At 57.4% G+C, this 23,382-nt stretch carries 27 protein-coding genes, 1 other RNA gene and 1 pseudogene; 13 read left to right on the forward strand and 16 right to left on the reverse strand.

What is annotated here, in order from left to right:
* Positions 1-48: 48 nt before the first annotated feature.
* Positions 49-216 (reverse strand): 50S ribosomal protein L33, encoded by a 168-nt coding sequence (gene rpmG, locus Q1B27_RS15220; protein ID WP_007814563.1) that lies wholly within the window; start codon positions 214-216, stop codon positions 49-51.
* A 379-nt stretch (positions 217-595) separates the two neighbouring features.
* Here rpmG and Q1B27_RS15225 point away from each other — a divergent pair.
* A pseudogene (locus Q1B27_RS15225) lies at positions 596-1,078 on the forward strand (phosphate/phosphite/phosphonate ABC transporter substrate-binding protein); the annotation flags it as partial.
* Between the two features lie 83 nt (positions 1,079-1,161).
* Here Q1B27_RS15225 and rnpB read toward each other — a convergent pair.
* The 5 genes from rnpB to gatC all read right to left on the reverse strand — a co-directional run bounded on the left by rnpB (position 1,162) and on the right by gatC (position 4,797).
* An RNA gene (gene rnpB, locus Q1B27_RS15230) (RNase P RNA component class A) lies at positions 1,162-1,557 on the reverse strand.
* A gap of 11 nt (positions 1,558-1,568) precedes the next feature.
* On the reverse strand, positions 1,569-2,231 hold the full coding sequence (locus tag Q1B27_RS15235; protein WP_367181356.1) for an N-acetylmuramoyl-L-alanine amidase: 663 nt from the start codon (positions 2,229-2,231) through the stop codon (positions 1,569-1,571).
* 32 nt (positions 2,232-2,263) lie between these two features.
* A complete protein-coding gene (locus tag Q1B27_RS15240; protein WP_299848680.1) occupies positions 2,264-2,989 on the reverse strand; it encodes a hypothetical protein in 726 nt (241 codons plus the stop codon).
* Between the two features lie 33 nt (positions 2,990-3,022).
* Positions 3,023-4,510, reverse strand: coding sequence for an Asp-tRNA(Asn)/Glu-tRNA(Gln) amidotransferase subunit GatA (gene gatA / locus Q1B27_RS15245; RefSeq protein WP_299848682.1), 1,488 nt, complete (start codon positions 4,508-4,510; stop codon positions 3,023-3,025).
* Positions 4,510-4,797, reverse strand: a complete 288-nt coding sequence (gene gatC / locus Q1B27_RS15250) for an Asp-tRNA(Asn)/Glu-tRNA(Gln) amidotransferase subunit GatC (protein ID WP_299848684.1) — start codon at positions 4,795-4,797, stop codon at positions 4,510-4,512. Before gatC ends, gatA begins: the two co-directional genes overlap by 1 nt.
* A 127-nt stretch (positions 4,798-4,924) precedes the next feature.
* Here gatC and Q1B27_RS15255 point away from each other — a divergent pair, with 127 nt between their 5' ends.
* The gene (locus Q1B27_RS15255; protein WP_299848686.1) at positions 4,925-5,617 is read left to right on the forward strand and encodes a metal-dependent hydrolase; all 693 of its coding nucleotides are present in this window, start codon (positions 4,925-4,927) and stop codon (positions 5,615-5,617) included.
* 5 nt (positions 5,618-5,622) lie between these two features.
* On the opposite strand, the gene Q1B27_RS15260 is transcribed toward Q1B27_RS15255, so the two are convergent.
* Both Q1B27_RS15260 and Q1B27_RS15265 read right to left on the reverse strand, forming a co-directional pair.
* Positions 5,623-6,381: a LuxR family transcriptional regulator gene (locus Q1B27_RS15260; protein WP_299848688.1), complete on the reverse strand. Its 759-nt coding sequence runs from the start codon at positions 6,379-6,381 to the stop codon at positions 5,623-5,625.
* 145 nt (positions 6,382-6,526) lie between these two features.
* Positions 6,527-6,982, reverse strand: coding sequence for a nucleoside deaminase (locus Q1B27_RS15265; protein ID WP_299848689.1), 456 nt, complete (start codon positions 6,980-6,982; stop codon positions 6,527-6,529).
* Between the two features lie 63 nt (positions 6,983-7,045).
* On the opposite strand from Q1B27_RS15265, the gene Q1B27_RS15270 reads away from it, so the two are divergent.
* The 5 genes from Q1B27_RS15270 to hemF all read left to right on the forward strand — a co-directional run bounded on the left by Q1B27_RS15270 (position 7,046) and on the right by hemF (position 11,052).
* Positions 7,046-7,837: a pseudouridine synthase gene (locus tag Q1B27_RS15270; RefSeq protein ID WP_299848690.1), complete on the forward strand. Its 792-nt coding sequence runs from the start codon at positions 7,046-7,048 to the stop codon at positions 7,835-7,837.
* A gap of 131 nt (positions 7,838-7,968) precedes the next feature.
* Complete coding sequence (gene clpS, locus Q1B27_RS15275) at positions 7,969-8,307, forward strand: ATP-dependent Clp protease adapter ClpS (RefSeq protein ID WP_299848691.1); 339 nt, start codon at positions 7,969-7,971, stop codon at positions 8,305-8,307.
* Between the two features lies 1 nt (position 8,308).
* Positions 8,309-9,301, forward strand: a complete 993-nt coding sequence (locus Q1B27_RS15280; RefSeq protein WP_299848692.1) for a class I SAM-dependent methyltransferase — start codon at positions 8,309-8,311, stop codon at positions 9,299-9,301.
* A 46-nt stretch (positions 9,302-9,347) separates the two neighbouring features.
* Positions 9,348-10,148: an SDR family NAD(P)-dependent oxidoreductase gene (locus Q1B27_RS15285; RefSeq protein ID WP_299848693.1), complete on the forward strand. Its 801-nt coding sequence runs from the start codon at positions 9,348-9,350 to the stop codon at positions 10,146-10,148.
* A 13-nt stretch (positions 10,149-10,161) separates the two neighbouring features.
* Positions 10,162-11,052 carry an oxygen-dependent coproporphyrinogen oxidase gene (gene hemF, locus Q1B27_RS15290; RefSeq protein WP_299848694.1) on the forward strand — a complete coding sequence of 297 codons (891 nt, stop codon included), beginning with the start codon at positions 10,162-10,164 and terminating at the stop codon, positions 11,050-11,052.
* Here the strand turns inward: hemF and nthA are convergent, their stop codons facing one another.
* From nthA to purB, 7 genes are all read right to left on the reverse strand, one after another.
* Positions 11,053-11,691, reverse strand: coding sequence for a nitrile hydratase subunit alpha (nthA, locus tag Q1B27_RS15295; protein WP_299848695.1), 639 nt, complete (start codon positions 11,689-11,691; stop codon positions 11,053-11,055).
* Positions 11,692-11,697: 6 nt separating this feature from the next.
* Entirely contained in the window at positions 11,698-11,961 is a 264-nt protein-coding gene (locus Q1B27_RS15300) for an SH3-like domain-containing protein (protein WP_299848696.1), read from the reverse strand.
* Positions 11,954-12,295, reverse strand: a complete 342-nt coding sequence (locus Q1B27_RS15305) for an SH3-like domain-containing protein (protein ID WP_299848697.1) — start codon at positions 12,293-12,295, stop codon at positions 11,954-11,956. Before Q1B27_RS15305 ends, Q1B27_RS15300 begins: the two co-directional genes overlap by 8 nt.
* Positions 12,296-12,462: 167 nt before the next feature.
* Positions 12,463-13,539, reverse strand: coding sequence for a FliG C-terminal domain-containing protein (locus Q1B27_RS15310; RefSeq protein WP_299848698.1), 1,077 nt, complete (start codon positions 13,537-13,539; stop codon positions 12,463-12,465).
* A 121-nt stretch (positions 13,540-13,660) separates the two neighbouring features.
* Entirely contained in the window at positions 13,661-13,825 is a 165-nt protein-coding gene (locus Q1B27_RS15315; RefSeq protein WP_299848699.1) for a chitin-binding domain-containing protein, read from the reverse strand.
* 79 nt (positions 13,826-13,904) lie between these two features.
* Entirely contained in the window at positions 13,905-14,438 is a 534-nt protein-coding gene (locus Q1B27_RS15320) for a tetratricopeptide repeat protein (protein ID WP_299848700.1), read from the reverse strand.
* 97 nt (positions 14,439-14,535) lie between these two features.
* On the reverse strand, positions 14,536-15,843 hold the full coding sequence (gene purB, locus Q1B27_RS15325; protein ID WP_299848701.1) for an adenylosuccinate lyase: 1,308 nt from the start codon (positions 15,841-15,843) through the stop codon (positions 14,536-14,538).
* A 121-nt stretch (positions 15,844-15,964) separates the two neighbouring features.
* Here purB and Q1B27_RS15330 point away from each other — a divergent pair, with 121 nt between their 5' ends.
* The 3 genes from Q1B27_RS15330 (at position 15,965) to Q1B27_RS15340 (ending at position 19,351) form a co-directional block, all read left to right on the forward strand.
* Entirely contained in the window at positions 15,965-16,366 is a 402-nt protein-coding gene (locus Q1B27_RS15330; protein WP_299848702.1) for a DUF6314 family protein, read from the forward strand.
* Positions 16,367-17,057: 691 nt separating this feature from the next.
* Positions 17,058-18,248, forward strand: coding sequence for a hypothetical protein (locus tag Q1B27_RS15335; RefSeq protein WP_299848703.1), 1,191 nt, complete (start codon positions 17,058-17,060; stop codon positions 18,246-18,248).
* 284 nt (positions 18,249-18,532) lie between these two features.
* Complete coding sequence (locus Q1B27_RS15340; protein WP_299848704.1) at positions 18,533-19,351, forward strand: TerC family protein; 819 nt, start codon at positions 18,533-18,535, stop codon at positions 19,349-19,351.
* 37 nt (positions 19,352-19,388) lie between these two features.
* Here the strand turns inward: Q1B27_RS15340 and Q1B27_RS15345 are convergent, their stop codons facing one another.
* A complete protein-coding gene (locus Q1B27_RS15345) occupies positions 19,389-20,006 on the reverse strand; it encodes a LysE family translocator (protein WP_299848705.1) in 618 nt (205 codons plus the stop codon).
* Positions 20,007-20,276: 270 nt separating this feature from the next.
* On the opposite strand from Q1B27_RS15345, the gene Q1B27_RS15350 reads away from it, so the two are divergent.
* The 3 genes from Q1B27_RS15350 to Q1B27_RS15360 are packed head-to-tail and all read left to right on the forward strand — an operon-like array spanning position 20,277 to position 23,362.
* The gene (locus Q1B27_RS15350) at positions 20,277-21,182 is read left to right on the forward strand and encodes a 5-bromo-4-chloroindolyl phosphate hydrolysis family protein (protein ID WP_299848706.1); all 906 of its coding nucleotides are present in this window, start codon (positions 20,277-20,279) and stop codon (positions 21,180-21,182) included.
* Positions 21,183-21,198: 16 nt separating this feature from the next.
* Entirely contained in the window at positions 21,199-22,398 is a 1,200-nt protein-coding gene (locus Q1B27_RS15355) for a toxic anion resistance protein (protein WP_299848707.1), read from the forward strand.
* Positions 22,399-22,405: 7 nt separating this feature from the next.
* On the forward strand, positions 22,406-23,362 hold the full coding sequence (locus tag Q1B27_RS15360; RefSeq protein WP_299848708.1) for a DUF2927 domain-containing protein: 957 nt from the start codon (positions 22,406-22,408) through the stop codon (positions 23,360-23,362).
* The last annotated feature ends 20 nt before the right edge of the window (positions 23,363-23,382 follow it).

A 23,382-nucleotide genomic window follows, 5' to 3' on the forward strand; every position in this document is an offset into this window, starting at 1 on the left:
AAGCCGCGCCCAATGGCACGGCTTTGCAACTGAAAAAGGCTGGCGACCTTACTTGATCTTGCCTTCTTTGTATTCGACATGCTTGCGCACAACCGGATCATACTTCCGTACAACCATCTTTTCGGTCATCGTGCGGGCGTTTTTCTTGGTCACGTAGAAGTGGCCAGTGCCTGCGGTCGAATTCAGGCGGATTTTGATTGTGGTCGGCTTCGCCATGATAGTGCTCCTGCGTCGGGCGCGTCACATGGCCCGTGAAAATCTTGAACCTGCCTTTTACCCGGCGCGCGGCGCGAGTCAACCAGCTTTCCTGTCCCGAGATGCGAAATGCTGTCACAGCAACGCACGGTAATTGCAATTGCATGACTAATCGCATCAACTCGGGCAGCAGAACGATAAAACCCGGGGAAACAGCATGATTGCCAGCTTGATGATGTATGCACGATCGGAATTGACTGATGCGCATGATCGCTATTGGCAACTGATCCGTAGGGCTCTTGCAGAACATGACATCGAAAGCCCGGAAACATTGGCGCAAAACGCCGACGAATTCGAGGTCTGGAAAGCCCCTAACCTGGTTCTCAGCCAGACTTGTGGGATGCCCTACCGTCTTTGGCTGCATGACAAGGTCACCCTTATCGGCACACCGGATTTCGGCGTCGATGGATGCCCACCGGGCTATTATCGTAGCGCATTGGTGGTCCGCGCAGATGATCCTCGTAAACGGGTCGAAGAATTCGAAAAATCGGTCTTTGCTTATAATCAATCCTTCTCGCAATCAGGCTACGCCGCGCCATACAACCACTTGGCCAGTAAAGGCATCTGGTTCGAGAACCAGTTGCAGACGGGCGGACACGTCCTCTCGGCCCGCGCCGTGGCGGATGGAAAAGCGGACATTGCAGCACTTGACGCCGTAAGTTGGAGGTTGATGCAAAGATACGAGGATTTCACCACAAAACTAAGTGTATTGGACTGGACCGAGCCGACCCCCGGCCTGCCCTATATCGCCGCAAAAGGCGTGGATAAACGCGCCATTTTCGACGCGGTGTCGGCAGCCATCGCCAAGCTTTCGCCTGAAGACAAAACCATTCTTGGCATACGCCGGCTGATCGACATTCCCAGCCAAGACTATCTGGACATACCCAACCCAGAAAATCAGGAAATATGCGCGGAGGGCCTATAAGCCGGATTCTGTCCCGGGGATTATCCCCTTGGATGACCATTCATCTTGATGCTCTGTTGCCAAAGCACCTCTAGCTGCCAACCCGGACCGCCGGGCCAAAGCTGCCTGCGGGCGGTTTCGGTTGCCCGACCTGGCCCCGCGTACGGTCCCTATTTGGCATTGCTCCCGGTGGGGCTTGCCGTGCCGCCGCTGTTGCCAGCCGCGCGGTGGGCTCTTACCCCACCGTTTCACCCTGACTTCTGCATGCAGAAGCGGTCTGTTTTCTGTGGCGCTTTCCCTCGGGTTACCCCGGCCGGGCGTTACCCGGCACCGTTGCCTTGTGGAGTCCGGACTTTCCTCGCGCCCGTTACCGGACCCGCGGCCATCCGGCCCTCCGCGCCCCGGTGGCTTAGGCGTTAAAGGCCTTGCGGTCAACGGGATAGCGGCTGGCAAGATCATGCATCAACACACGATCCACGTCATCCATCGGTCCCTGCGCCCAAGGTCGAAACCGCATTCTGAAAGCATTCAGCAAATTGTCGGCATCTGACGCCGGCGCGTATCCAAAAAATCGTGCATCCGTATCAAAATCGCCCACGCAACCATCCACCTGCGGCCAGACGCTCAACCCCTGACGCGCCAACCGCAACCAGTCAAAGCGTGGACCGGGATCAATTTTGCGGCCAAGGGCCATGTCGGAATGGCCGATGATACGCTCCGGCGTGATGTGCCACCGGGCCATGATGTCGCGCACCAACGCCTCCAAAGCGGCCATCTGGGGCTCAGGAAACGGATGGTCGCCGCAATTGGCCAGCTCGATACCAATGGACCGAGAGTTAACATCCCTGACGTCACCCCATTGCCCTGCACCTGCGTGCCAGGCGCGTTTATCCTCAGGCACCAGTTGCCAGATATAGCCATTTTCTCTGATCAGATAATGCGCCGAAACCTCGGCGGCAGGATCGCACAATCGCTCAAGCGCCGCCTGTGCGGTTTCCATAGCGGTGTAATGCAGCACGATCATATCAGGCCGGGCATTGTCACGCCGGGCCCCACAGTTGGGAGATCGTATAGATTCAGCCTCAGGTCCGGTAGAACCCACGCTTATCCGCCAACCGCCTTGCGGAATGGGCCGGGATCCCACGAGCAAGCATATCCATCCCCATCAGGATCCAGGCCCAGACGATCACGCTGTGGGCCACCTTTGGTCAGAAAATCACTTTGCGCCTTGTCGGCAGAGGTATATTTTGCACAATTTCTGTCTGCCTTGCCACTCAGGTTGACGCCAATCCTGCGATAGACCTGTGTGCCCATCGGATGTTTGGTGGCCAGGGCATAATCCACGATATTTGGCCCACCGTCACCCTTTCGCTTGGGCAGCGCCTCGGCTTCAATCACCTTATATTGCGCGCGGTTCTGAGCGATCTTTGCCGCATCGCTTTCTATCGAGCGTTGCGCACCCACCGCATCGAAATTGTTCTCTTCGGAAATGCCAGAACTGCCAATGACCGCCTGAGGCTGAGGGTTCGTCGACGTCGCATTCACAGCAGCCCTATCGGAATTGGCCTGACTTTGATTAAGCGCGGCCTGTGTATCAGCCACCAAGTCAGAGCCATCGCCAGAAGCTGTAGGCTGTCCAGAGCGCAATGGTTCTGATGACACCACATCAGGGGCCGGTAACGCATTACCGCTTAGCTGAGCATCGCGCGCACGCTGTTCCTGAGCATACGTATCATAGTTGCCAAATCCAACGCCCGACCCGCTGTCAGGCACAGGTGGGCTACAGGCGGACAGTGCCGCGGTAGCGACGGTAATCATCAAAAAACGCATCTGCTTATCCTGCCGTCTTTGTTTCGGCGCTATTTACCACCATTTTTCCGGCTTGGCTACAAAACCGGCAGCCCCCTCAAGGGCATAAGCACAATTCAGCAGATCACCCTCTTCCCAAGGGCGTCCGATCAATTGCAGCCCCAGCGGCAGACCACGTTTGTCCAGACCCGCAGGTACGCTGATGCCTGGCAGCCCCGCCAGATTGACCGTAACAGTGAAAACGTCATTCAGATACATCTGCACCGGATCGGCATCTGCCATCTCACCCAAACCGAATGCTGCACTCGGTGTTGCCGGAGTCAGAATTGCATCAACTCCCTCAGCAAAGACATCATCAAAGTCCTTTTTGATCAGCGCACGTACTTTGCGGGCACGATTGTAATAGGCATCGTAGAACCCGGCGCTCAGCACATAGGTGCCAATCATCACACGGCGCTGCACCTCGGGGCCAAATCCCTCAGCACGGGTCTTTTCGTACATCTCGGTGATACCGTCACCCTGCGCCAGCTTGGCACGGTGGCCATAGCGGACACCGTCATACCGCGCGAGATTCGAGGACGCTTCGGCTGGGGCAATAACGTAATACGCGGGCAGTGCGTATTTGGTATGTGGCAGGCTGATGTCGCGGATTTCGGCACCCGCGTTCTTCAGCATCGCTGTACCTTCAGACCAGAGCTTTTCGATCTCTTCGGGCATGCCATCCATGCGGTATTCTTTCGGGATACCGATCACCTTGCCTTTGACGTCGCCCGTCAGCATGGCTTCGAAATCCGGTACAGCCAACTCGGCGCTGGTCGAATCCTTGGGATCGTGCCCACACATGGCTTCCAGCATGATCGCCGCATCACGCACCGATTTTGTCATCGGACCCGCCTGATCTAGGCTTGATGCAAACGCGACAATTCCCCAGCGGGAACAACGCCCGTAAGTGGGTTTGATACCGGTAATGCCGACAAAGGCCGCTGGTTGGCGGATCGACCCACCAGTGTCTGTGCCAGTTGCACCCAGACACAGATCAGCCGCGACCGCGCTGGCGGATCCACCAGACGAGCCACCGGGCGTCAGCGCCGTATCCTCATTGCCGCGTCGCCAAGGGTTGACGACATTGCCGTAAACACTCGTCTCATTCGACGACCCCATAGCGAACTCATCCATGTTTAGCTTGCCCAGCATCACGCTGCCCGCATCAAACAGGTTCTGCGTCACAGTCGATTCGTACTCGGGCTTAAACCCGCGCAGAATGCCACTGGCGGCCTGGCTTGGTACACCTTTCGTGCAGAACAAATCCTTTATTCCCAGGGGTATACCGCACATCGACGGCGCATCACCCGTCTTGATCCGTACGTCCGCAGCGGCTGCCTGCTCCATAGCCAATTCGGGTGTGTGGTGCACAAAAGCGCCCAAAGCTTCTGCGTTTTCGACCTGCTCCAGGCAGGCAGTTGTTAATTCGACACTAGTGATTTCGCCACCGCGCAGCTTGTCACGCGCGTCTGCAATGGTCAGTTTGTTCAGCTCAGACATTATTCAACCACCTTCGGAACGGCAAAGAAACCTTCGCGCGCATCGGGCGCGTTCGACAGGACCTTCTCCTGCTGATCGCCATCATTCACCACATCCTCGCGTCGCTTCAACCGCATCGGCGTGACGCTGACCATCGGCTCAACACCGTCGACATCGACCTCGTTCAACTGCTCGATGAAACCCAGGATATTATTGAATTCCTGCGCAAGCGCGGGCAGTGCGTCCTCTTCCACACGGATGCGGGCCAGCTTGGCCACCTTTGCGGCAGTTTCGGTGTCGATCGACATGGGGCGTCTCCGGGTCAACTCTGTCGGATCAGCATTTACCGCCGCGCGTGCGCGCCCGCAAGCCACCTGCCCTGTTTTCGTCGGTCTTTCCCGTGTTAGGCTGGATCAAACAATATCGGAGGACATCATGAACATCACCTGGCTGGGACATGCATCATTCAAAATGGAAATCGGTGGAAAAGTTTTTTTGGTCGATCCGTGGTTGAACGGCAATCCGATGTTGCCCGAGGAGAGCCACGAAGCCGCCACCGCAGGCGTAACACATATCCTGCTGACACACGCCCATTTTGATCACATTGCCGACGTGCTGAACATTGCAAAATCAAATGGCGTACCAGTCGTGGGCCAGTACGACCTGATGTCTCACTGGGAACAAAGCCAAAAGATCGAAACCGTTGGTTTCAACAAGGGCGGCACCGTCGATCTAGGCGGCGTGAAGGTGACGATGGTGCACGCCACCCATTCTTCCAGCGTGGCCGGACCCGACGGCCCCAATGTACCCGGTACCGAATGCGGCTACATGATCGAGGCGGAGGGCCATACGATCTACCTTTCAGGCGATACCGATGTAATGGCCGACATGGGCGTCTTCAACGATCTGCATCACCCTGACATCGGCATTCTCTGCGCCGGCGGGCATTTCACGATGGACATGGGCCGCGCCGCTTATGCTGCGAAAAAATTCTTCAACTTCAAGATTGTCATTCCCTGCCACTACAAAACCTTCCCGATCCTCGAGCAATCGGCGCAGGCGCTTGCCGACGCGCTTCCGGATGTGAACGTAATCGAACCCGAGGTAATGCAGCCCATCACGATCTGACAGGATCAGGAATTCAACTCAGACCGGAACGCCAGCAGCGCCGCCGCCTCAGCCCGGTTGCGCAAACCCAGCTTGCGATAGGCGCTCTTGGCGTATTCCGAGACCGTGTTGACTGAGATCATGCACATGCGTGCGCATTCCTTGCGCGATAAGCCGCGCGCAATCAAAAACAGCACTTCACGCTCTCGCGGTGTCAGATCATCCAGGCTTCCTGCCCGTCCGGCGGGGGCCACCATTAACGGGCGAAACTTGTCCGCTTGTGGAAGAAATCCAACGTTGACCTCTTCGATACGCCGGTGTGCAACCAGACATAAAAGCCGAAGATGGTCGAGTTTGGGTAAGATGTGCTTTCGAAACATCTCGCGTTCCAGACCGGTACCAAGATTGAAACCCCCAAACCTTTCCGAACCTGTCAGTCGCACGGGAAAGGCTACACCGGATGTGAATCCGAATTCCTTGGCACGCAGAATGAAGGATTTCGCGTTTTCCGGTAAATATTCATGCTCCGACAAAAACTCCGCACCCGTCAAGGTTGGCTCGTAGCTGTCGCAACACCAGTGCAGGAACGGATCGTCTGCCGGCGGAGCATTTTCAAACAAACCCGGCATAGTCGTAAGTAAAAACGGTGCCTTGAATTGGGCATCAACTGTAATGTAAATCAGGTGGTCAATCCGGTGTGCCACCAGACCGTCGGTTAATGTTGCCCAAATCGAATCCACATCGAATTTTTCTTCAATGACACGGGCCAATTCCAGTAAATTCATTCCATCCCCCTATTAAGGGGGATAGCTCAAATTCTCCTTTAAAGCTAGTTTGTTAGGTCCGTTCGGCTTTTTTCTGAGGCTTCAGTTGTGTTCCGTGAGTGGTGCGCATCAATTTCAGCATGAACCTTATTCCAATGTTTCGGAATCAGGTCGAACGGAACTTTCCAAAAAACGCCTTTAGCATGATCTCGGACTCCGTCGCCGCGATCCCATCATAGACCTCGGGCGTATGATGGCATTGCGGATGCGAAAAAACCCGCGCGCCATGGGCCACACCGCCGGATTTAGGATCGCCAGCCCCGTAATAGATTCGCGCAATCCGCGCGTTCGAAATTGCCGCCGCACACATGGCGCAAGGCTCCAGCGTCACATAAAGATCATGATCAGGCAGTCGTTCACTTCCCGCACGGGCGCAGGCTTCGCGAATAACAAGAACTTCGGCATGGGCTGTCGGATCGGAAAATTCACGTGTACGGTTTCCGGCCTGGGCGACCACCTTGCCCCTATGATCGACCAGCACAGCCCCTACTGGCACTTCGCCTCTCTCCGCGGCGGCGCGCGCCTCGGTCAATGCCGTCTGCATGTAGCTCTTGAACGTCATACGCCCGTCTTTGCCCGCAGATCAGCGCTTTCGCAAGGCCTGCGAATGGTCTAATCGGGGGCCATGAACACCAAACCCCCAGCAGGCGACCGCATCGCCAAGGTTATCGCTCGCGCCGGAATTGCCAGCCGACGTGAGGCTGAACGCCTGATTGAGGCTGGCCGCGTCACAGTCAACGGCAAGGTGATCAACCGCGCGGCGTTGAATGTGACCCCAAAGGACAAGGTCACTGTTGATGGCCGCGAATTGGGTGAACCCGATCCGCCGCGCCTCTGGCTCTATCACAAACCCACAGGGCTGGTGACCACCACGCGCGATGAACAAGGCCGCACCACGATCTTTGATGAATTGCCCGAAGACCTTCCCCGGGTCATGAGTGTGGGTCGGCTAGACTTGAATTCCGAAGGGTTGTTGCTCCTGACCAATGATGGCGGCATCAAACGCAAACTCGAACTGCCCGCGACCGGCTGGGTTCGCAAATACCGTGTCCGCGTCAAGGGGCGTCCGACAGACGATACGTTTGGACCCCTGCGAAAGGGTCTGACCGTTGATGGCGAAAACTTTCAACCCATGACCGTAACGCTGGACCGCCAACAAGGTGCAAACGCCTGGGCCACGGTCGCCATTCGCGAGGGTAAGAACCGCGAAATCCGTCGCGCGATGGAGGCCGTGGGCCTCAGCGTCAATCGCCTGATACGTACCTCCTACGGTCCCTTTCAACTGGGTCAACTGAAACCGGGTGAGGTGCAGGAAATTCGCCCTCGCATTCTGCGCGATCAACTTGGCTTGGATACCGAGAGCCTGCAAAAGCCAAATCCGTCTCGTCCTATACCAAAACGCAAGCGACGACGCTGACGCGAACCTTCAATTCTTTGCAGTTTTTGGTCAAACCCTCCGCTTCCACACCAACGCCCCCTTTTCACCCGCCACCGTCAGGTTATATAGACACCTCACGAAAGCACCGTTTCAAAGCATCTTCGAAAGATATGATCCACTATCGCGTAGAAATGGCCGGCAACAGCGACGATGACCAGGACACCTCGGTCGTTGTTGAAACACGTCCCAAGACCAAGCGCCCACCGCTCTACAAGGTTTTGCTTTTGAACGACGATTACACACCGATGGAATTTGTCGTTGCTGTGCTGGAACGGTTCTTTGGCATGTCGCACGCACAGGCCTTCGACATCATGCTGACAGTACATCAAAAGGGCGTCGCGGTTGTGGGCGTCTTCAGCCACGAGATTGCGGAAACCAAGGTGGCACAGGTGATGGATTTCGCCCGCCAGCACCAGCACCCGCTGCAATGCACGATGGAAAAAGAATAACTTGTCCGGGTCGCGCCTGTCTCTCGCATTGGAAACCGCTGAGGTTGAATTGCCTGACATTGGACGGATTGCTGTTTTCGCTGCGCGCGCAGGGAAGAATGATCTGTCCCCGCTGCCGCCCGAACGTCTGCATGTCCTAACGGGTTTCAAACCCGATTTCGACCTCTTCGCGGGCCAGGGTCTTACATGTGCCACCGTCCCCGAAGGACGCTACAGTGCGGCGATTGTGTTCTTGCCGCGCGCAAAGCCGCTCGCACGCGCGTTGATCGCGGAGGCGTGTCAGGTCACCGATGGGCCGGTCATCATTGACGGCGCAAAGACGGACGGCGTCGAATCCATCCTGAAAGAAGTTCGCAAGCGCACGAAAGTTTCTGTGCCGCTGTCGAAATCTCATGGAAAGCTCTTTTGGTTCATCGCCAGTCCTGATTTCAACGACTGGGCCACGGGGTCCGCGCAAGAGATCGAAGGTGGATTTTCGACCCAGCCCGGTGTTTTTTCCGCCGATGGTATCGACCCCGGCTCCCGCTTGCTGGCAGATACGCTACCGGCCAAACTCGGGCGCCATGTGGCCGATCTGGGCGGCGGCTGGGGCTATCTGAGCGCCCGCATTCTAGAGCGCGAAACCATCGAACAACTGGACCTGGTTGAGGCCGATCATACGGCCATCACCTGCGCCCGGCAGAATGTCAGTGACCCACGTCTGCGCCTCTATTGGGATGACGCGACCCGCTGGCGCCCCGAATCCTTACTGGATTGCGTCGTGACAAACCCCCCGTTTCACACAGATCGGAATGCCGACCCCGCTCTGGGCCGCTCCTTCATCTCCGCTGCGGCTGCGATGCTGAAACCCTCCGGGCAGCTCTGGATGGTCGCCAACCGTCATCTGCCCTACGAAGCCGCACTTGCAGACGGGTTTGCCTCGGTGACCGAGGCCGCCGGCGATAACCGGTTCAAAATCCTGCATGCCACCCGCCCATCTCGCAAGGCGCGATAATTTCGCTTAGCCTGCATTTGGCAGAATCACCCTGAAAGGTTCGATCATGTCCTTCTCGATTTCCGGCAAGACCGCGATCGTCACCGGCGGCGCCAATGGCATTGGCCTCGCTGTTGGTCGCCATTTCGCTAATAAAGGCGCCAATGTCATGTTCGCAGACATGGACGAAAAGCACCTGAAAAAAGAAATTGGAAAAAACGAAGAAGGTAGCAATATCAGATATTTCGCCGGTGATCTTCGTGAAAAACTGACGCAAGCCAACCTGCTGTCCGCAACCATTGACGCCTTCGATCAGGTCGACATCCTGGTCAACGCCTCGCGTCAGGTGGTCACGTCCGACCCGCTGAACCCGGATGACGATGCTGTCGTGATGCTTCTCAATCAGAATCTGATTACGGCCCTGCGCCTCTCGCAACTGGTGGCCCGGCGCATGATCAAACAGGCCGATGGGAACACAGACAGCGGCGCAGGAACCATCATCAACCTGTCTTCCATCGCCGCGCGGCGCACCCATCCCGACCTTCTGGCCTTTTCGGTATCTTCCGCAGCACTGGATCAGATGACACGCAGCCTGGCCGTCGCCCTCGCCCCACATCACATCCGGGTAAATGCCGTGGCCTTCGGATCCGTGATGAGCGCATCTCTCAAGGATACGTTGCGTGAGCAGCGCGATTATCGGGACGATATCGAGGATCACACACCTCTTGGCCGCATTGCCTCACCCGCGGAACTGGCTGAAGCAGTGCAATACCTCGCCTGCGATGGATCCGGCTTCATGACCGGGCAGATTATGACAGTCGATGGCGGGCGCACGCTACTTGATCCCGTGGCTGCTCCGGCGCATTGATCAGGGGCAATTGATGGACACAACATTCACGACGGAAAAAAAACGCGCCGCCTCCTGGTTTCGGGAATTGCGGGACGAGATCGTTACCGCCTTCGATGCATTGGAAAACAGCCACACCACCGGCCCGCTTTCCGAGACCGCCCCCGGACGGTTCGAGATCAGTGAAACCAAGCGCGCCTCGGAAGACGGAAGCGATACGGGCGGCGGGTTGATGAGTGTGATGCGGGGCGGGCGGGTTTTCGAAAAGGTTGGCGTCAACGTCTCGGAAGTTTATGGCACACTTGGTGAAGCCGCACAGAAATCAATGGCTGCACGCGGTGTCCCGGGCATTGCAGATGATCCGCAATTCTGGGCATCGGGTATTTCGCTGGTGGCACATATGCAGAACCCGCATGCCCCTGCCGTCCACATGAACACACGCATGTTCTGGACGCCACAAGCCTGGTGGTTCGGTGGCGGGTCAGACTTGAACCCTTGCATCGAATATGAAGACGACACCCGCCATTTCCACGCCACACAACAGGCGCACCTGGATCCGCATGGTATGGAACATTACCCACGCCTAAAGGCCTGGGCGGACGAATATTTCTACATCCCGCACCGCCACCGGGCGCGCGGGGTCGGCGGGATTTTCATGGATGATCATAACAGTGGCGATTGGCAGGCGGATTTTGCCCTGACACAGGATATCGGTCGCGCCTTCCTACCCGCTTTCGTACCACTTGTAAAAAAACGCCGGACACAGAAATGGACCGTCGAAGACAAGAATGCGCAGCTCATTCACCGTGGGCTCTATGCCGAATACAATCTGGTTTATGATCGCGGTACGAAATTCGGCCTTGCCACCGGTCACGACGCCAACGCTGTCCTGATGAGCCTGCCACCACTAGCAAAATGGGTCTGATCAGCCAGATGTACGCGGCAATCCTGTGCCAATCATGGAATCGCGCGTAACGAGATCAGCCAAGGCAACCTCGGTCATCCCATCCGTACCAGCAGGTCTGGCGGGCAAAACGATATAGCGCATATCGGCGGTACTGTCATGCACCCGAACCTGCATACTATCAGGCAGATCGACCCCAAATTCGCGTAACACTGCCCGCGGTTCACGCACCGCCCGACTGCGGTATTCGCGCGTCTTATACCAATCCGGCGGCAACCCCAGCAGATTGCGTGGGTAGCAAGAACACAAGGTGCAAACGATCAGGTTATGAGTGTTTTCTGTGTTTTCCACGGCAATCAGGTTCAGCGGGCCGATATCAAATCCCATTTCGCGACTGGCGGCGCTGGCATCTGCCAGCAGGCGCACCTTGAACTCTGGATCAACCCAGGCCCGCGCAACCACGGCGGCACCGTTTGCCGGGCTGCGCGCATCCATGGCATCTATCTGCGCAGCGATTTCAGAAGGGGTTGTCACCCCTTTCTCGATCAGCAATTCGCGCACCGCGATTTCCATCTGCTGCCAATAGGTCAGCGGACCGTCATTATCTTGACGGTAAGGGTGGCCTGAAGGACTCAGGTGGTCGTGATGATCATGCGGCATTTGCGGTCACGCTTTCTCCAGCCAGTGTTCGTATATCTCGGCATCTACGGTATCTTTGGGCGCTTCCGCCACGTCGCCCCACAACTCTTCCATGGTGAAACGTACGCGCACCAATTGCTTTTGCTCGGCTTCGTGGCCATAGGCCAGTTGTTCCGGGTTTCCGAAGGCGCCCAGCCTGCGTTCGATCACGCCGGTCTTGCCGCGCAGATAGGCCGGCGCCCGCACATGACCCGGCGGCATCAGGGCTTTTACCCGCACCCGATCAGCCATCGTGCTGGGCCTCACCATAGCTTGCTCCTCGGGCGGCAACTTCGCCCATTTTCTGGGCCAGCTCTTCTAGAGAATAGGTGCCTGCCTCAAGCAGATTCTGGTTAACCGACGCAATCCAGCGTTCGTAGTAGCTGTGCTTTTCGAACGCATCTTCGCCCATGTCTTCCAGCGCGCGGCGCAGCCCGTCAACAGTGAAAAGGCCCTTGCCACCACATAGCACCATCAGCGCATCCACTCGCTTTTCCCAAAGGGCAAAGTCATGCCCGTCCAAGGGGATTTCTCCGGCAGTCTGACCGCCCATGTCATGCCAGCGGCGTCCATCAATATCACTCATGATCAGAAACCTAGGCTGCTGATGTCAGCCTGTCCACCACCTTGCGGATCAATTCTGAGATTACTTTTCGGTGACCATTTTTACGGGCACGAAGGTCTGATCCACCATACCAAATACAAGAATAGATGCTGGACCAATCATCTGCTGGCCAGTCGCATATGGTCGCATCAATCCTCGTCTTCAGCGGTATCTGGCAAAATCAACGTCACCTCACCGCTGGCTTCCAGCGTCCGGATCGCATTCACGACGCCGGTCATTGCTTCTTCGCCATCTTTCGGTTTGACCTTGCCCAGTTCTTCCATTTCCTCGCGTATCGCCTCAGCCATGCGTTTGGACATGTTTTCAAGCAGGAATTCCGCCGCTGCTGGCATCTCACCTTCGGATGCCGACGCCGAATTCAATGCCATGACCAGTACGGATTGATCCACTTCGCGGATAATTTTGGGCACATCAACCGGGTTCAGACGTTCGGGGATATTGGTGAAGGTGAAGATGGCCTTGCGTACAAGCTCAGCAAATTCCTCATCCGTTTCGTTCAATCCGACCAGCACATCGTCGCGGGTGGCCGCGGGTGAGTAATTCAGAATCTCTCCCACGCGTTCGACCGGTCCACTGTCAAACGCGGTTTCTGGCACATCGTGCAACTGCGCCGCCAGCGACAGACCGATCCTGTCTACCGCTTCAGGTGTCACCGCCCCGGTTTGTGAAACCGCGTAAGTGATGCGGCGCGCTTTGTCCCCGGGCAATTTCCCCAGCAGCTGCGCCGCCTGTGGCACATCCAGCTTCGAAAGAACGACCGCCGCGACCTCAATACTTTCCTGTTCGATGATCGGCACCAGATCTTCGATCTTGGCATGACGGATCTGTTCCCACGGATCGCCAAACTGGCGTACGCCAGCCTCTTTACGAAGACGTGCGGCGGTTTGCGGGCTGATCTTACCGTCAAGCGCACTCAGCGCGCCGGCAACACCACGGGGAAAGGTCAGCCCCATCGCCTCAAGCTCGGATGCGAATTCCGCGACCACGTCTGCAAGCGTTGAGCGATTGACATAGCGCATCGACCCCATCTGCGTGGTCAATGACGCCTGTAGCGGTTCAGGCAGATCGGTCAGCGGCACCTCGGCCCCTTCATTCAGCAAGAAACGTACCACGATGGCCGCTTTTTGCCGCTTGGTCAGGCTGACCGTGCCGGTTCCCGGTATCTGCGGTGGCGACAATCGGGCAAGCGGTGTCATATCGTTCATCCTGTCCCTCATTCCTGGGTTGGCCCCCAGAATAGGACAGGAAGGATGAAAATTTATCTAAGAACAAAGAGAAAACAGTCGGATCATATATCCGACCGTTTTCAATCAGGTTGTACCTGGATTAGCTGGTGACTTGAGGTACGCAGCTTTGGCTCTGGCTGTCCCAGACCGATCCTTCGGCGCAGGACATGACCTGCTTGCTGTGGCCTTTGCTGCAACCCGGTCCGGCCACGGCGGCCGAAGCAAATGTAACCACTACAGCGGCTATCGCGAATTTCAGTTTCATGCGCCCTCTCCTCTTGGACATGCAACATGCATATCACAAAAAGAGATATTTCGGGATCACAATTATCACAAAGCCGGTATCAGTATGAATAGGTCGCGCCAGTTGCAATCGCCTGATAGAGCGAGGCTTCGGCCCAACTGCCCTCACCACCGCTTGATCGTATCGCCAATAGCTGCTGACGCGCACCGATCAGATCGCCTTGTTCGACCAAGGCCTGTCCCATGTAGGAGCGCGCCAGGGCGTTGCCTGGATTCTGCGCGATGGCTTTGCGGTAGAAGGCCATCCCCTTGTCGACATTGCCCAGTTTGCGGTGGGTGAATCCCCAATAAGTCAGCACCCGGTCATCATTCTGGTCCGACATTGCGGCCAAAACGGTCTGCGCATGTCCAAGCTGACCCGCATAAGCGAATTCGCGCACCGCGCCGTAAAGCGTGTCGTCATCCAGAATAGAATTGCTGGCATGCACACAAGACCTGCTGCCCTTGTCCCAGATCTTACCGCTCTTGCATTTCTTGGTGGTCTCGGATGGTTTCGGGGCAGAAGACCCACCGCCCCCGGCGGCAAAAGCGAGGGCAGGAAGTACGAGGGCAATGGCAAGTGTAATACGAAACATAGTGGTTCCTTCGTCTTGTCGTTTCAAACTGTTCTAGTAGGAAAACGCATCAGGACGAGAATTATTCACCAAAAATTATTATTCCGTGTACTTACCCCTATTTTTCGCCAAATACCCGGGCGAAAATCGTGTCCACATGCTTGGTGTGATAGCCCAGATCGAATTTCTCTTCGATCTCCGCGGCGCTCAACGCAGCCAGCACATCCGCATCGCCCAGAAGCTCGGTCTTGAAATCCTTGCCCTCTTCCCAAACCTTCATCGCATTGCGCTGCACCAGCTTGTAACTGTCCTCGCGGCTGACACCGGCCTGGGTCAACGCCAGCAATACCCGCTGCGACATCACCAGACCGCGGAATTTGTTCATGTTCGCCAACATGTTATCTGGGTAGATCACCAGCTTGTCGACAACCATCGTCAGCCGCGCCAGCGCGAAATCCAGCGTGATCGTCGTATCCGGGCCGATGTTACGCTCGACAGAACTGTGCGAGATGTCACGCTCGTGCCATAGCGCTACATTCTCCATCGCCGGCACCACCGCCATGCGCACCAGCCGCGCCAGACCGGTCAGGTTTTCCGTCAGCACCGGGTTGCGCTTATGCGGCATCGCCGACGAACCCTTTTGGCCCTTGGAAAAAAATTCTTCAGCCTCCAAGACTTCGGTCCGCTGCATGTGACGAATTTCAGTAGCCACATTCTCGATGCTGCTGGCTACCACGCCGAGGGCCGCAAAAAAAGCCGCGTGACGATCGCGCGGGATGACCTGTGTGCTGATCGGCTCGGGCTCCAACCCCAGCTTGGCGCAAACATGTTCCTCGACGCGCGGATCAATATTGGCAAAGGTACCGACCGCGCCTGAAATCGCACCCGTGGCGATCTCATAGCGCGCCTTTTCCAGCCGGTTCAGGTTGCGGTCCATCTCGGCATAGAAGCGGGCAAATGTAAGCCCCATCGTGGTCGGCTCGGCATGGATGCCGTGACTGCGGCCGATCCGCACCGTATCCTTATGCTCGTAAGCGCGCCGCTTCAGCGCCGCCAGCAGACCCTTCATGTCTTCGATCAGAATATCCGCCGCGCGGGTCAGTTGCACGTTGAAACAGGTATCCAGTACGTCACTGCTGGTCATCCCCTGATGCACAAACCGCGCCTCATCGCTGCCCACATGCTCGGCCAGATGGGTCAGGAATGCGATCACGTCATGTTTGGTCACCGCCTCGATCTCGTCGATCCGGGCGACATCGAATTCCGCATCCTTGGCCTTCCACACCGCATCGGCGTTTTCGCGCGGGATCACACCCAGATCGGCCATCGCATCACAGGCATGCGCCTCGATCTCGTACCAGATGCGGAACTTGGTCTTAGGCGACCAGATGGCAACCATGTCGGGGCGGGAATAGCGGGGAATCATGTGGCGGTCCTTCGCGGATGCAGTATCGTTGCGCGCGGTTTAGACCGCCCGCGCGGCAGCGGCAAGACAGGAGCAGACAAGTGAGACGGAATGCCCATTTTCCAGAATCGGCAAAGTGTCCATGACCCGGGTTCTGGATGATTTCGAGGGGAAATGGCGGCTCAAGCGCCAGATCACCCCGGCAACCACCCCGCCGGGGCAATTTCTGGGCGTCGCCACATGGTCACGAGCGGCGCACGGTCTGACCTATCACGAAATGGGCGAATTGCAGATCGCCGGTCATCCAGCCATGTCGGCCGAACGCTGCTATCTCTGGCAATCAGACCTGTCGGTGTGGTTCGACGACGGTCGCTTCTTTCACCACGTGCCCGCTGTTGGAGGCGAAACCAGCCACTGGTGCGACCCTGACCAATATAACGGGATCTATGATTTCAGCAACTGGCCAAGATTCAGCGTGACCTGGCGGGTCAAAGGCCCTGCCAAGGATTACCGGATGGTCTCTGACTATGACCGGCTTCTGTGATCGTAGCCGCACTAGGGTCAAAAAACGAACCTTTGAAGTCCCTAAACTGCCACAATCATGGGTACGATCAGAAACTTGACTAACGAACGGAATGCGTTGTGGAATTTTTGACTAACCTATTTTCATTCCTGGGTCTTTTTGGGGATATCGTTCCGTGGTTGGGCGTCATCGCGCTTGCATATTTCGTATCTGCCGCAGCAGACTTTCCGCGCAGTAAAGCGCGAAACCAATCTGAAGCGGGTTCCGGAGACATCAGCGCCCCCGGTGGGGATGGCGGAGACGGGTTTTAGATCAGGCGCTTTTCTCGCTAGATCGATTTTTTGACCGCTTCGCCGGGTTGAAACAACGTCCGGTCTAGAATCCTCTCCGGACATGACGCGGAGAACGAGCGCCGGACCGTGGAATGGCGCTGCAACATCTCAACGTGGTACTTTATCCTCGCCAAGCCCCTCCTTCTTCACAGGAACGCGATACCTCACAGAAGCGCCAGCCCGTCGGGATGGTCCGGCGCTCGCCTGGCGCCTGTGGCTTGCTTCCGGGCGGGGTGGCTAGAATAAACAGTTACCAGGTCGGCAAAGTGGCCAGTGGCTGGTTTGATCCCAAATCCACCGATGCTGCGCGTTCGATGAAGGTCCGCTTCACGAACCCAGGCCGTGTTGCCCCTCCGAAACCGATCTGATCTTATCCTTACATGCTGAACGCCGTTATTCTCGCAACCGTGGTCCTCGCAGCCGCAATAATGATCTGGCCGCGCCTCGCCAACTCGCAAGTCTGGCGGGCGACGATTACGCCGCTGGCCTCCATCATCGGGAGCGGCTTCCTCGTTCTGGGGCCGATCCTTGACGTCAGCTATGGAGGATATGCCCCTCTTGTCATGGTTGGATTGTGTGTAATAGCCTATCTGTTCGGAGCCGCGATCAGGTTCAACATTGCAGACATCGAAACACGGGCCGATCCGTCTCGGTTGCTCACAGGGCTAGAGACGGCAGCATCCGTTGTTCTTGCATTCGCCTTCATCGTTTCCGTCGCGTATTACCTCAATCTCTTTGGCGCATTTGGTGTGAGCCTGACAGCGCTGAACGATGCTTACCACGCTAACTTGCTGACCACCGCCGTTTTCCTGTTGATCCTTTTCACAGGTGCGACGCGCGGCTTTACGGCTCTTGAACGCATGGAACAGGTCTCTGTCGGCCTGAAACTGGCCATCATAGCGGGGCTATTGTTTGGCCTTGTCGTACACTTCGGACAAGTAACGGGCCAAGGCGCATTGCAGTTCGATCCACCGCAGGTCACAGGATGGGCGGGTGTGACGCTTATGGCGGGTCTGATCGTGACAGTTCAAGGTTTTGAAACTTCACGTTATCTTGGTGCCACCTATAACGCGCCCCTGCGCATTAGATCCATGCGGTTGGCACAGTGGATATCCACCGGAATCTACTGCCTATACATCGGACTGCTAACCTACGCATTTGAGTCCGATCCACTTTCTTTGGATGAAACGGCGATCATTGATCTGATGCAGGTTGTTGCCCCGATCTTGCCTTTACTCTTGGTAGTCGCAGCACTTAGTGCACAGTTCAGCGCCGCAATCGCGGACACAAACGGTTCAGGTGGCTTGATTGCCGAGGCCACCAAAGGCGTCGTCCAAGAAAAGCTGGCCTATGCTATGTTGGTTAGCGTAGGGATCCTACTGACATGGACCGCAAACATCTTTGAAATCATCAGCTACGCATCGCGAGCATTCGCGCTTTATTATGCGATACAGGCCAGTATCGCGGCAATCCGCGCATCGCAACGCGGACTTTCAACGCAAATGACTGCCTTTGCTATCCTAGCGCTAATGGGCGTCGCAGTCGCCCTGTTCGGAACTCCCGTCGAGTGAAAAGCAGACCTACATTAACGATGCGCCGATGGCAGTTCTGTCTCGCAAACCGCCCTCAACTGAATGTGACCTGAGCAGCACCCAGGTCGGCACACCGAGTTGACAATATCCACAACTCGGCGGCGCAGGTCATATGATTTTCCGGGGTCTGCCCACGAAATCACCGCCGCACTGCGGCAACCACCCTGTTATGGAACCAATCCCGCAGCGTTTCGTTTTGTTTTCGCGCCGTAGCCGCGCTATAGCACCAGAAAACAGATCAAAACGTGCGAGGGACAGACCAAATGGCCGAACTTCTGACAGTGGAAAACCTGGGCAACCTGCTGATGCTATGCTTCCTGCAGGCCGTTCTGGGTTTTGACAACCTGCTCTACATCTCCATCGAGAGCCAGCGCGCGCCGGTGGCTCAGCAGAAATCCGTCCGCTACTGGGGCATTATCATCGCGGTCGCCTTACGGGTCGTGCTGCTTTTCGTGATGATCCGGTTGATCGACGCAATGGCCGAGCCATTCTTTGTCTTCAACTCCCCCGGCGTGATCGAAGGCGGTGTGAACTTCGCCACCTGCGTCTTCATCATCGGCGGTATCTTCATCATGTACACAGCCGTCAAAGAGATTGGCCACATGCTGACGATCGAGCATCTGGACACCGATGTTTCTTCGAAATCCGGCAAATCGGCCACGCAGGTGGTCATTCTGATCGTCATGATGAACCTGATCTTTTCGTTCGACTCGGTGCTGTCGGCGCTGGCGATCACCGATGTTTTCCCGATCCTGGCCACCGCCATCATCCTGTCTGGTCTGGCGATGCTGGTTCTGGCCGATGGCGTCACGCGGTTTCTTGAGAAAAACCGCATGTACGAGGTGCTGGGCCTCTTCATTCTGCTGATCGTTGGCGTGGTGCTTCTGGGCGAGGCCGGACAGGCCGCGGCACACGCGATGCATGACGACACGCTGGCGCTGAAATTCTTCGGCTACGAGGTGGTGCCGATGTCCAAGACCACCTTCTATTTTTCGGTGGTGGTGCTGGTTGCGGTCGAGGTTATCCAGTCGGGCTACACCCGCAAGCTCAACGCCGAACGCCGCACGGCCTCGCGACACTGACTGCTCTCAGCGCGTTCCGATACCCTGTCGGGGCGCGCTATTTATCGATCCGCGCCAGTGCCAGCCCGATGCCAGATCCGAAAAAGAGCCCCCCGATCAACCGGTGACGCCAGCGCCCCAGGCGGGTGATCAACGGCCTGGCAAACTGCGCCGAGCCGACCCAGCACATGTCGCCGACACAGATCACGCTCAGATAGATCAGCGCGGGCGCCAGCAGCACAAACGACGACCCGGCACCGGCATGCGCGAATTGCGGCAAAAAGGCCGCGCTGAACAGCAGCGTCTTGGGATTGATCACAGCCAGCATCAGCCCCTGCCAAAAGACCTTGCGCAGCGATTTAGGCCCCGGCGCCACCCTTTGCATCTCTTCCCTACCCTGTCGCCACGAGCGGTATCCCAGATATAGCAGATAAAGGACACCGCCCCATCTCAGCCAATTCAAGGCGGATGCCGCGAATTCCAGAACAAGTGCAAACCCCATCACCACGATGGCCAGTTGCACCGCCACACCGAAAGTTGTGCCCAGCACTGTAATGGCCCCGTGACGCGGGCCGTAAGCCAGCGTATTTGCGACGAAAAGGGCCACGTTGGGACCCGGAATGCTCACCAGAACCGCCGTCGCCGCAATCAGCGCGAAAATCGTGCTCATGTCCATTTGCTCTCTCCCATGGCCCTGACGCCCGCGAAACAGACCTGAAAGCGCCGCAAAGCCCCGTCGATATTGTCGCAATGCTTGACCCGGCGTCAAACCCGCAATGAGCCGCGCACGCGAATCTTCCCCCTAGCATGCAACGCCCCTATCCCCTAGATTTGACTTGAATAAAGGACACCGGGGATTTTCATGACAGAAACTGGTCTGCAAAAGCTTGCATTCTTTCTGCTCGTGCTGCTGATCCTCTATGTCTCGATCTCGGGAGGCGTCTAGATGGCTCAGCGCTATGGCGGCAAATACAGCCCCGACGGCACCGCCCCCGACACCTCGACGGATCGTGGCAGTTTCCAGGGGGCAAAACGCACCCGTGCAGGCGGTCGTGTGAACCTGCTGTTCCTGGCGCCCTTGCCTCTGATCTGGTCTGCCTTCGGCAATGGCCCGGTCGCGCTGGCGCTGAACCTTGCAGCCTTGGGATCACTGCTGTTGGCCGCATGGATGACCCGCGAGGGCATTCTGGCGCAAGAAGCTTATGAAGCACGCAAAGTGGCCCGTCGCCCGGGCTTTCCGCGCAAGATGTCCGGCTCATTGCTGACCGGAATAGGCCTTGCACTGGCAGGGTTCGCCGCCAGTGGCGGGATCGTCGCCCCCGTGATTTATGGCATCATCGGCACCGTGCTGCACAGCTTTGCATTTGGCCTCGACCCGATGAAGGACAAGGGGCTTGAAGGCGTCGATCAATTCCAGACCGACCGCGTGGCCCGCGCCGTAGAAAAGGCCGAAACCCACCTGGCCGCCATGTCCGATGCAATCAAACGCGCCGGCGACCGCCAGGCCGAATCCCGGGTCGAGCGGTTTCAAACCAGTGTCCGCGATATGCTGCGCACTGTCGAAAACGACCCGCGCGACTTGACGGCGGCCCGCAAATACATGGGCATCTATCTGGTCGGCGCGCGCGACGCGACCGTGAAGTTCGCCGATATCTATGCCCGCTCCCGCGATGCCGGGGCGCGCTCGGATTACATGATGCTGCTGACAGACCTGGAAGAGAATTTCGTCGCCAAGACCCAGAAACTGCTGGCCGACAGCCACACTGACCTGGAAATCGAAATCGACGTGTTGCGCGACCGTTTGCAACGCGAGGGCATCCGGCCGGAACGCCAGCCCGACCAACAGAATTGAAGAGTGAGGGGAAGAAATGTCTGTAGAAATCCGTGAAAAAGCCCAGGCCACATTGGCCCAAGTCGAAGAAATCAGTGCCGTTGTTCTGCCGGAACCGGCGGATGCCAACGCCATCGTGCCCCTGAAAGACGCCGACGAACCCGTCAGCGCCGAAATCACCAAACGCATGGCCGAAATTGACATGAGCGATACCCAGTCCATCGTTTCTTTCGGATCGAACGCACAGGCAGAGTTGCAGGAAATCTCGCAATCCATGCTGCAAGGCGTCCGCAACAAGGATGTGGGCCCTGCGGGCGACTCCTTGCGCGGCATCGTCAGCACGATCCGCGGCTTCGCGGTCTCGGAACTGGATGTGCGTCGCAAACGAAGCTGGTGGGAAACGCTGCTCGGCAAGGCAGCACCCTTTGCCCAATTCACCGCCCGGTTCGAGACCGTGCAGAACCAGATCGACAAGATCACCGAGGATCTTCTAGGTCATGAACACACCTTGCTCAAGGACATCAAATCGCTCGATATCCTCTATGACAAGACGCTGAACTTTTATGACGAACTGGCCCTCTACATTGCCGCAGGCGAAGAAAAACTAAGCGTTCTGGATGAAACAGACATCCCCGCCGCTGCTGCCGAGGTGGAAAAAGCCCCCGAAGGCGATCAAGTGATGAAAGCACAGGAACTGCGCGATCTGCGCGCCGCGCGTGACGATCTGGAACGCAGGGTGCACGATCTTAAGCTTACCCGCCAGGTGACCATGCAATCCCTGCCTTCGATCCGCCTGGTGCAGGAAAACGACAAATCGCTGGTGACCAAAATCAACTCGACCCTGGTCAACACGGTGCCCCTGTGGGAGGCGCAGCTGGCGCAGGCGATCACGATTCAACGTTCGGCGGATGCCGCCGAAGCCGTACGCGACGCCAACGACCTGACCAACGAGTTGCTGACAGCAAATGCCAAGAACTTGCGCGAGTCCAACAAGGTCATCCGCGAAGAGATGGAACGCGGTGTGTTTGACATCGAAGCCGTGAAACAGGCCAATGCAGACCTGATCGGCACCATCGAGGAAAGCCTTGCCATCGCCGACGAGGGCAAGGCGCGCCGTGCCGCCGCCGAAGAGGAGCTGAAGAAGATGGAGACTGATTTGCGCGACACTTTGGCCGCCGCGAAATCACGCAGCGATAGCGTTGGCGAAAACGCGGGCACCGCGGTTCCCGGGGCCTGAACAGCAGGTGGGTTGGCGCGGGATCGTTTCACGGCTGTTGCTTGGGCTGGGGCTCCTGGCCCTGGCCTCTTGTGATCTTGTGCCGCTTGAACCTTCTGCTAAACCCCGCGCCCGCCCCGCCGGGTTGGCCGCGAAACCACTGCCCCCAAAGGGGCCATCGGCAGAAAGCCTGGCGATGGCGCGTTTCTACGGTCGGATGCAGGCCGATCTGCTGGCACAGGGACTACTGCGCACTGGCGGCGGCGGGATCGACACGCCCTATACCGACACCGACCTGGCGCGCAATTTCGAACGCATCGCCTTTTACGACGAATATGCCCGCGATCAGGGGCTAAAGAAATCGAACGGCCAGTCCGGGCGACTGCGCAAATGGAAAGGCCCGGTACGAATTGGCGTCGAATTCGGTGCGTCGGTGCCCAAAGAGCAGCAAGAGGCCGACCGGGCGCTGGTTGCCAAATACACCGCCCGGCTTGCCCGTATCACCGGCCATTCAATCTCGGCCAACAGCAAAAACCCAAACTTTCACGTCTTCGTCATGGGCGAAGACGATCAGAAATTCGCCCGCCGACGTGCCGCACAGATCATCCCGTCGATCAGCCCAGCCTCGTTGAATTTCTTCAGCGACCTGCCGCGCTCGATCCTGTGTTTCGTGATCACCGCAGGGTCTGAACAGGATTATGAGTACACCCGCGCCATTGCCTTCATCCGCGCGGAACACCCGCAGCTGATGCGTCAATCCTGCGTGCACGAAGAGCTTGCACAGGGTCTGGGCCTTGCCAATGACAGCCCCTCCGCACGGCCCTCGATCTTCAACGATGATGATGAATTTGCGCTGCTGACCACTCATGACGAAGAATTGCTGCGCATCCTCTATAACCCCGCGCTGCGCCCCGGCATGACCGCCGATGAGGCGCGCCCGATCTTCCGCCACCTGATCGCATCGCGTCGCGGCGGACCAAGCTGATGACAAAGGAGACCTGAGAG

It is taken from the genome of uncultured Roseovarius sp. (assembly GCF_947489715.1).
Taxonomy (GTDB): Bacteria; Pseudomonadota; Alphaproteobacteria; order Rhodobacterales; family Rhodobacteraceae; genus Roseovarius.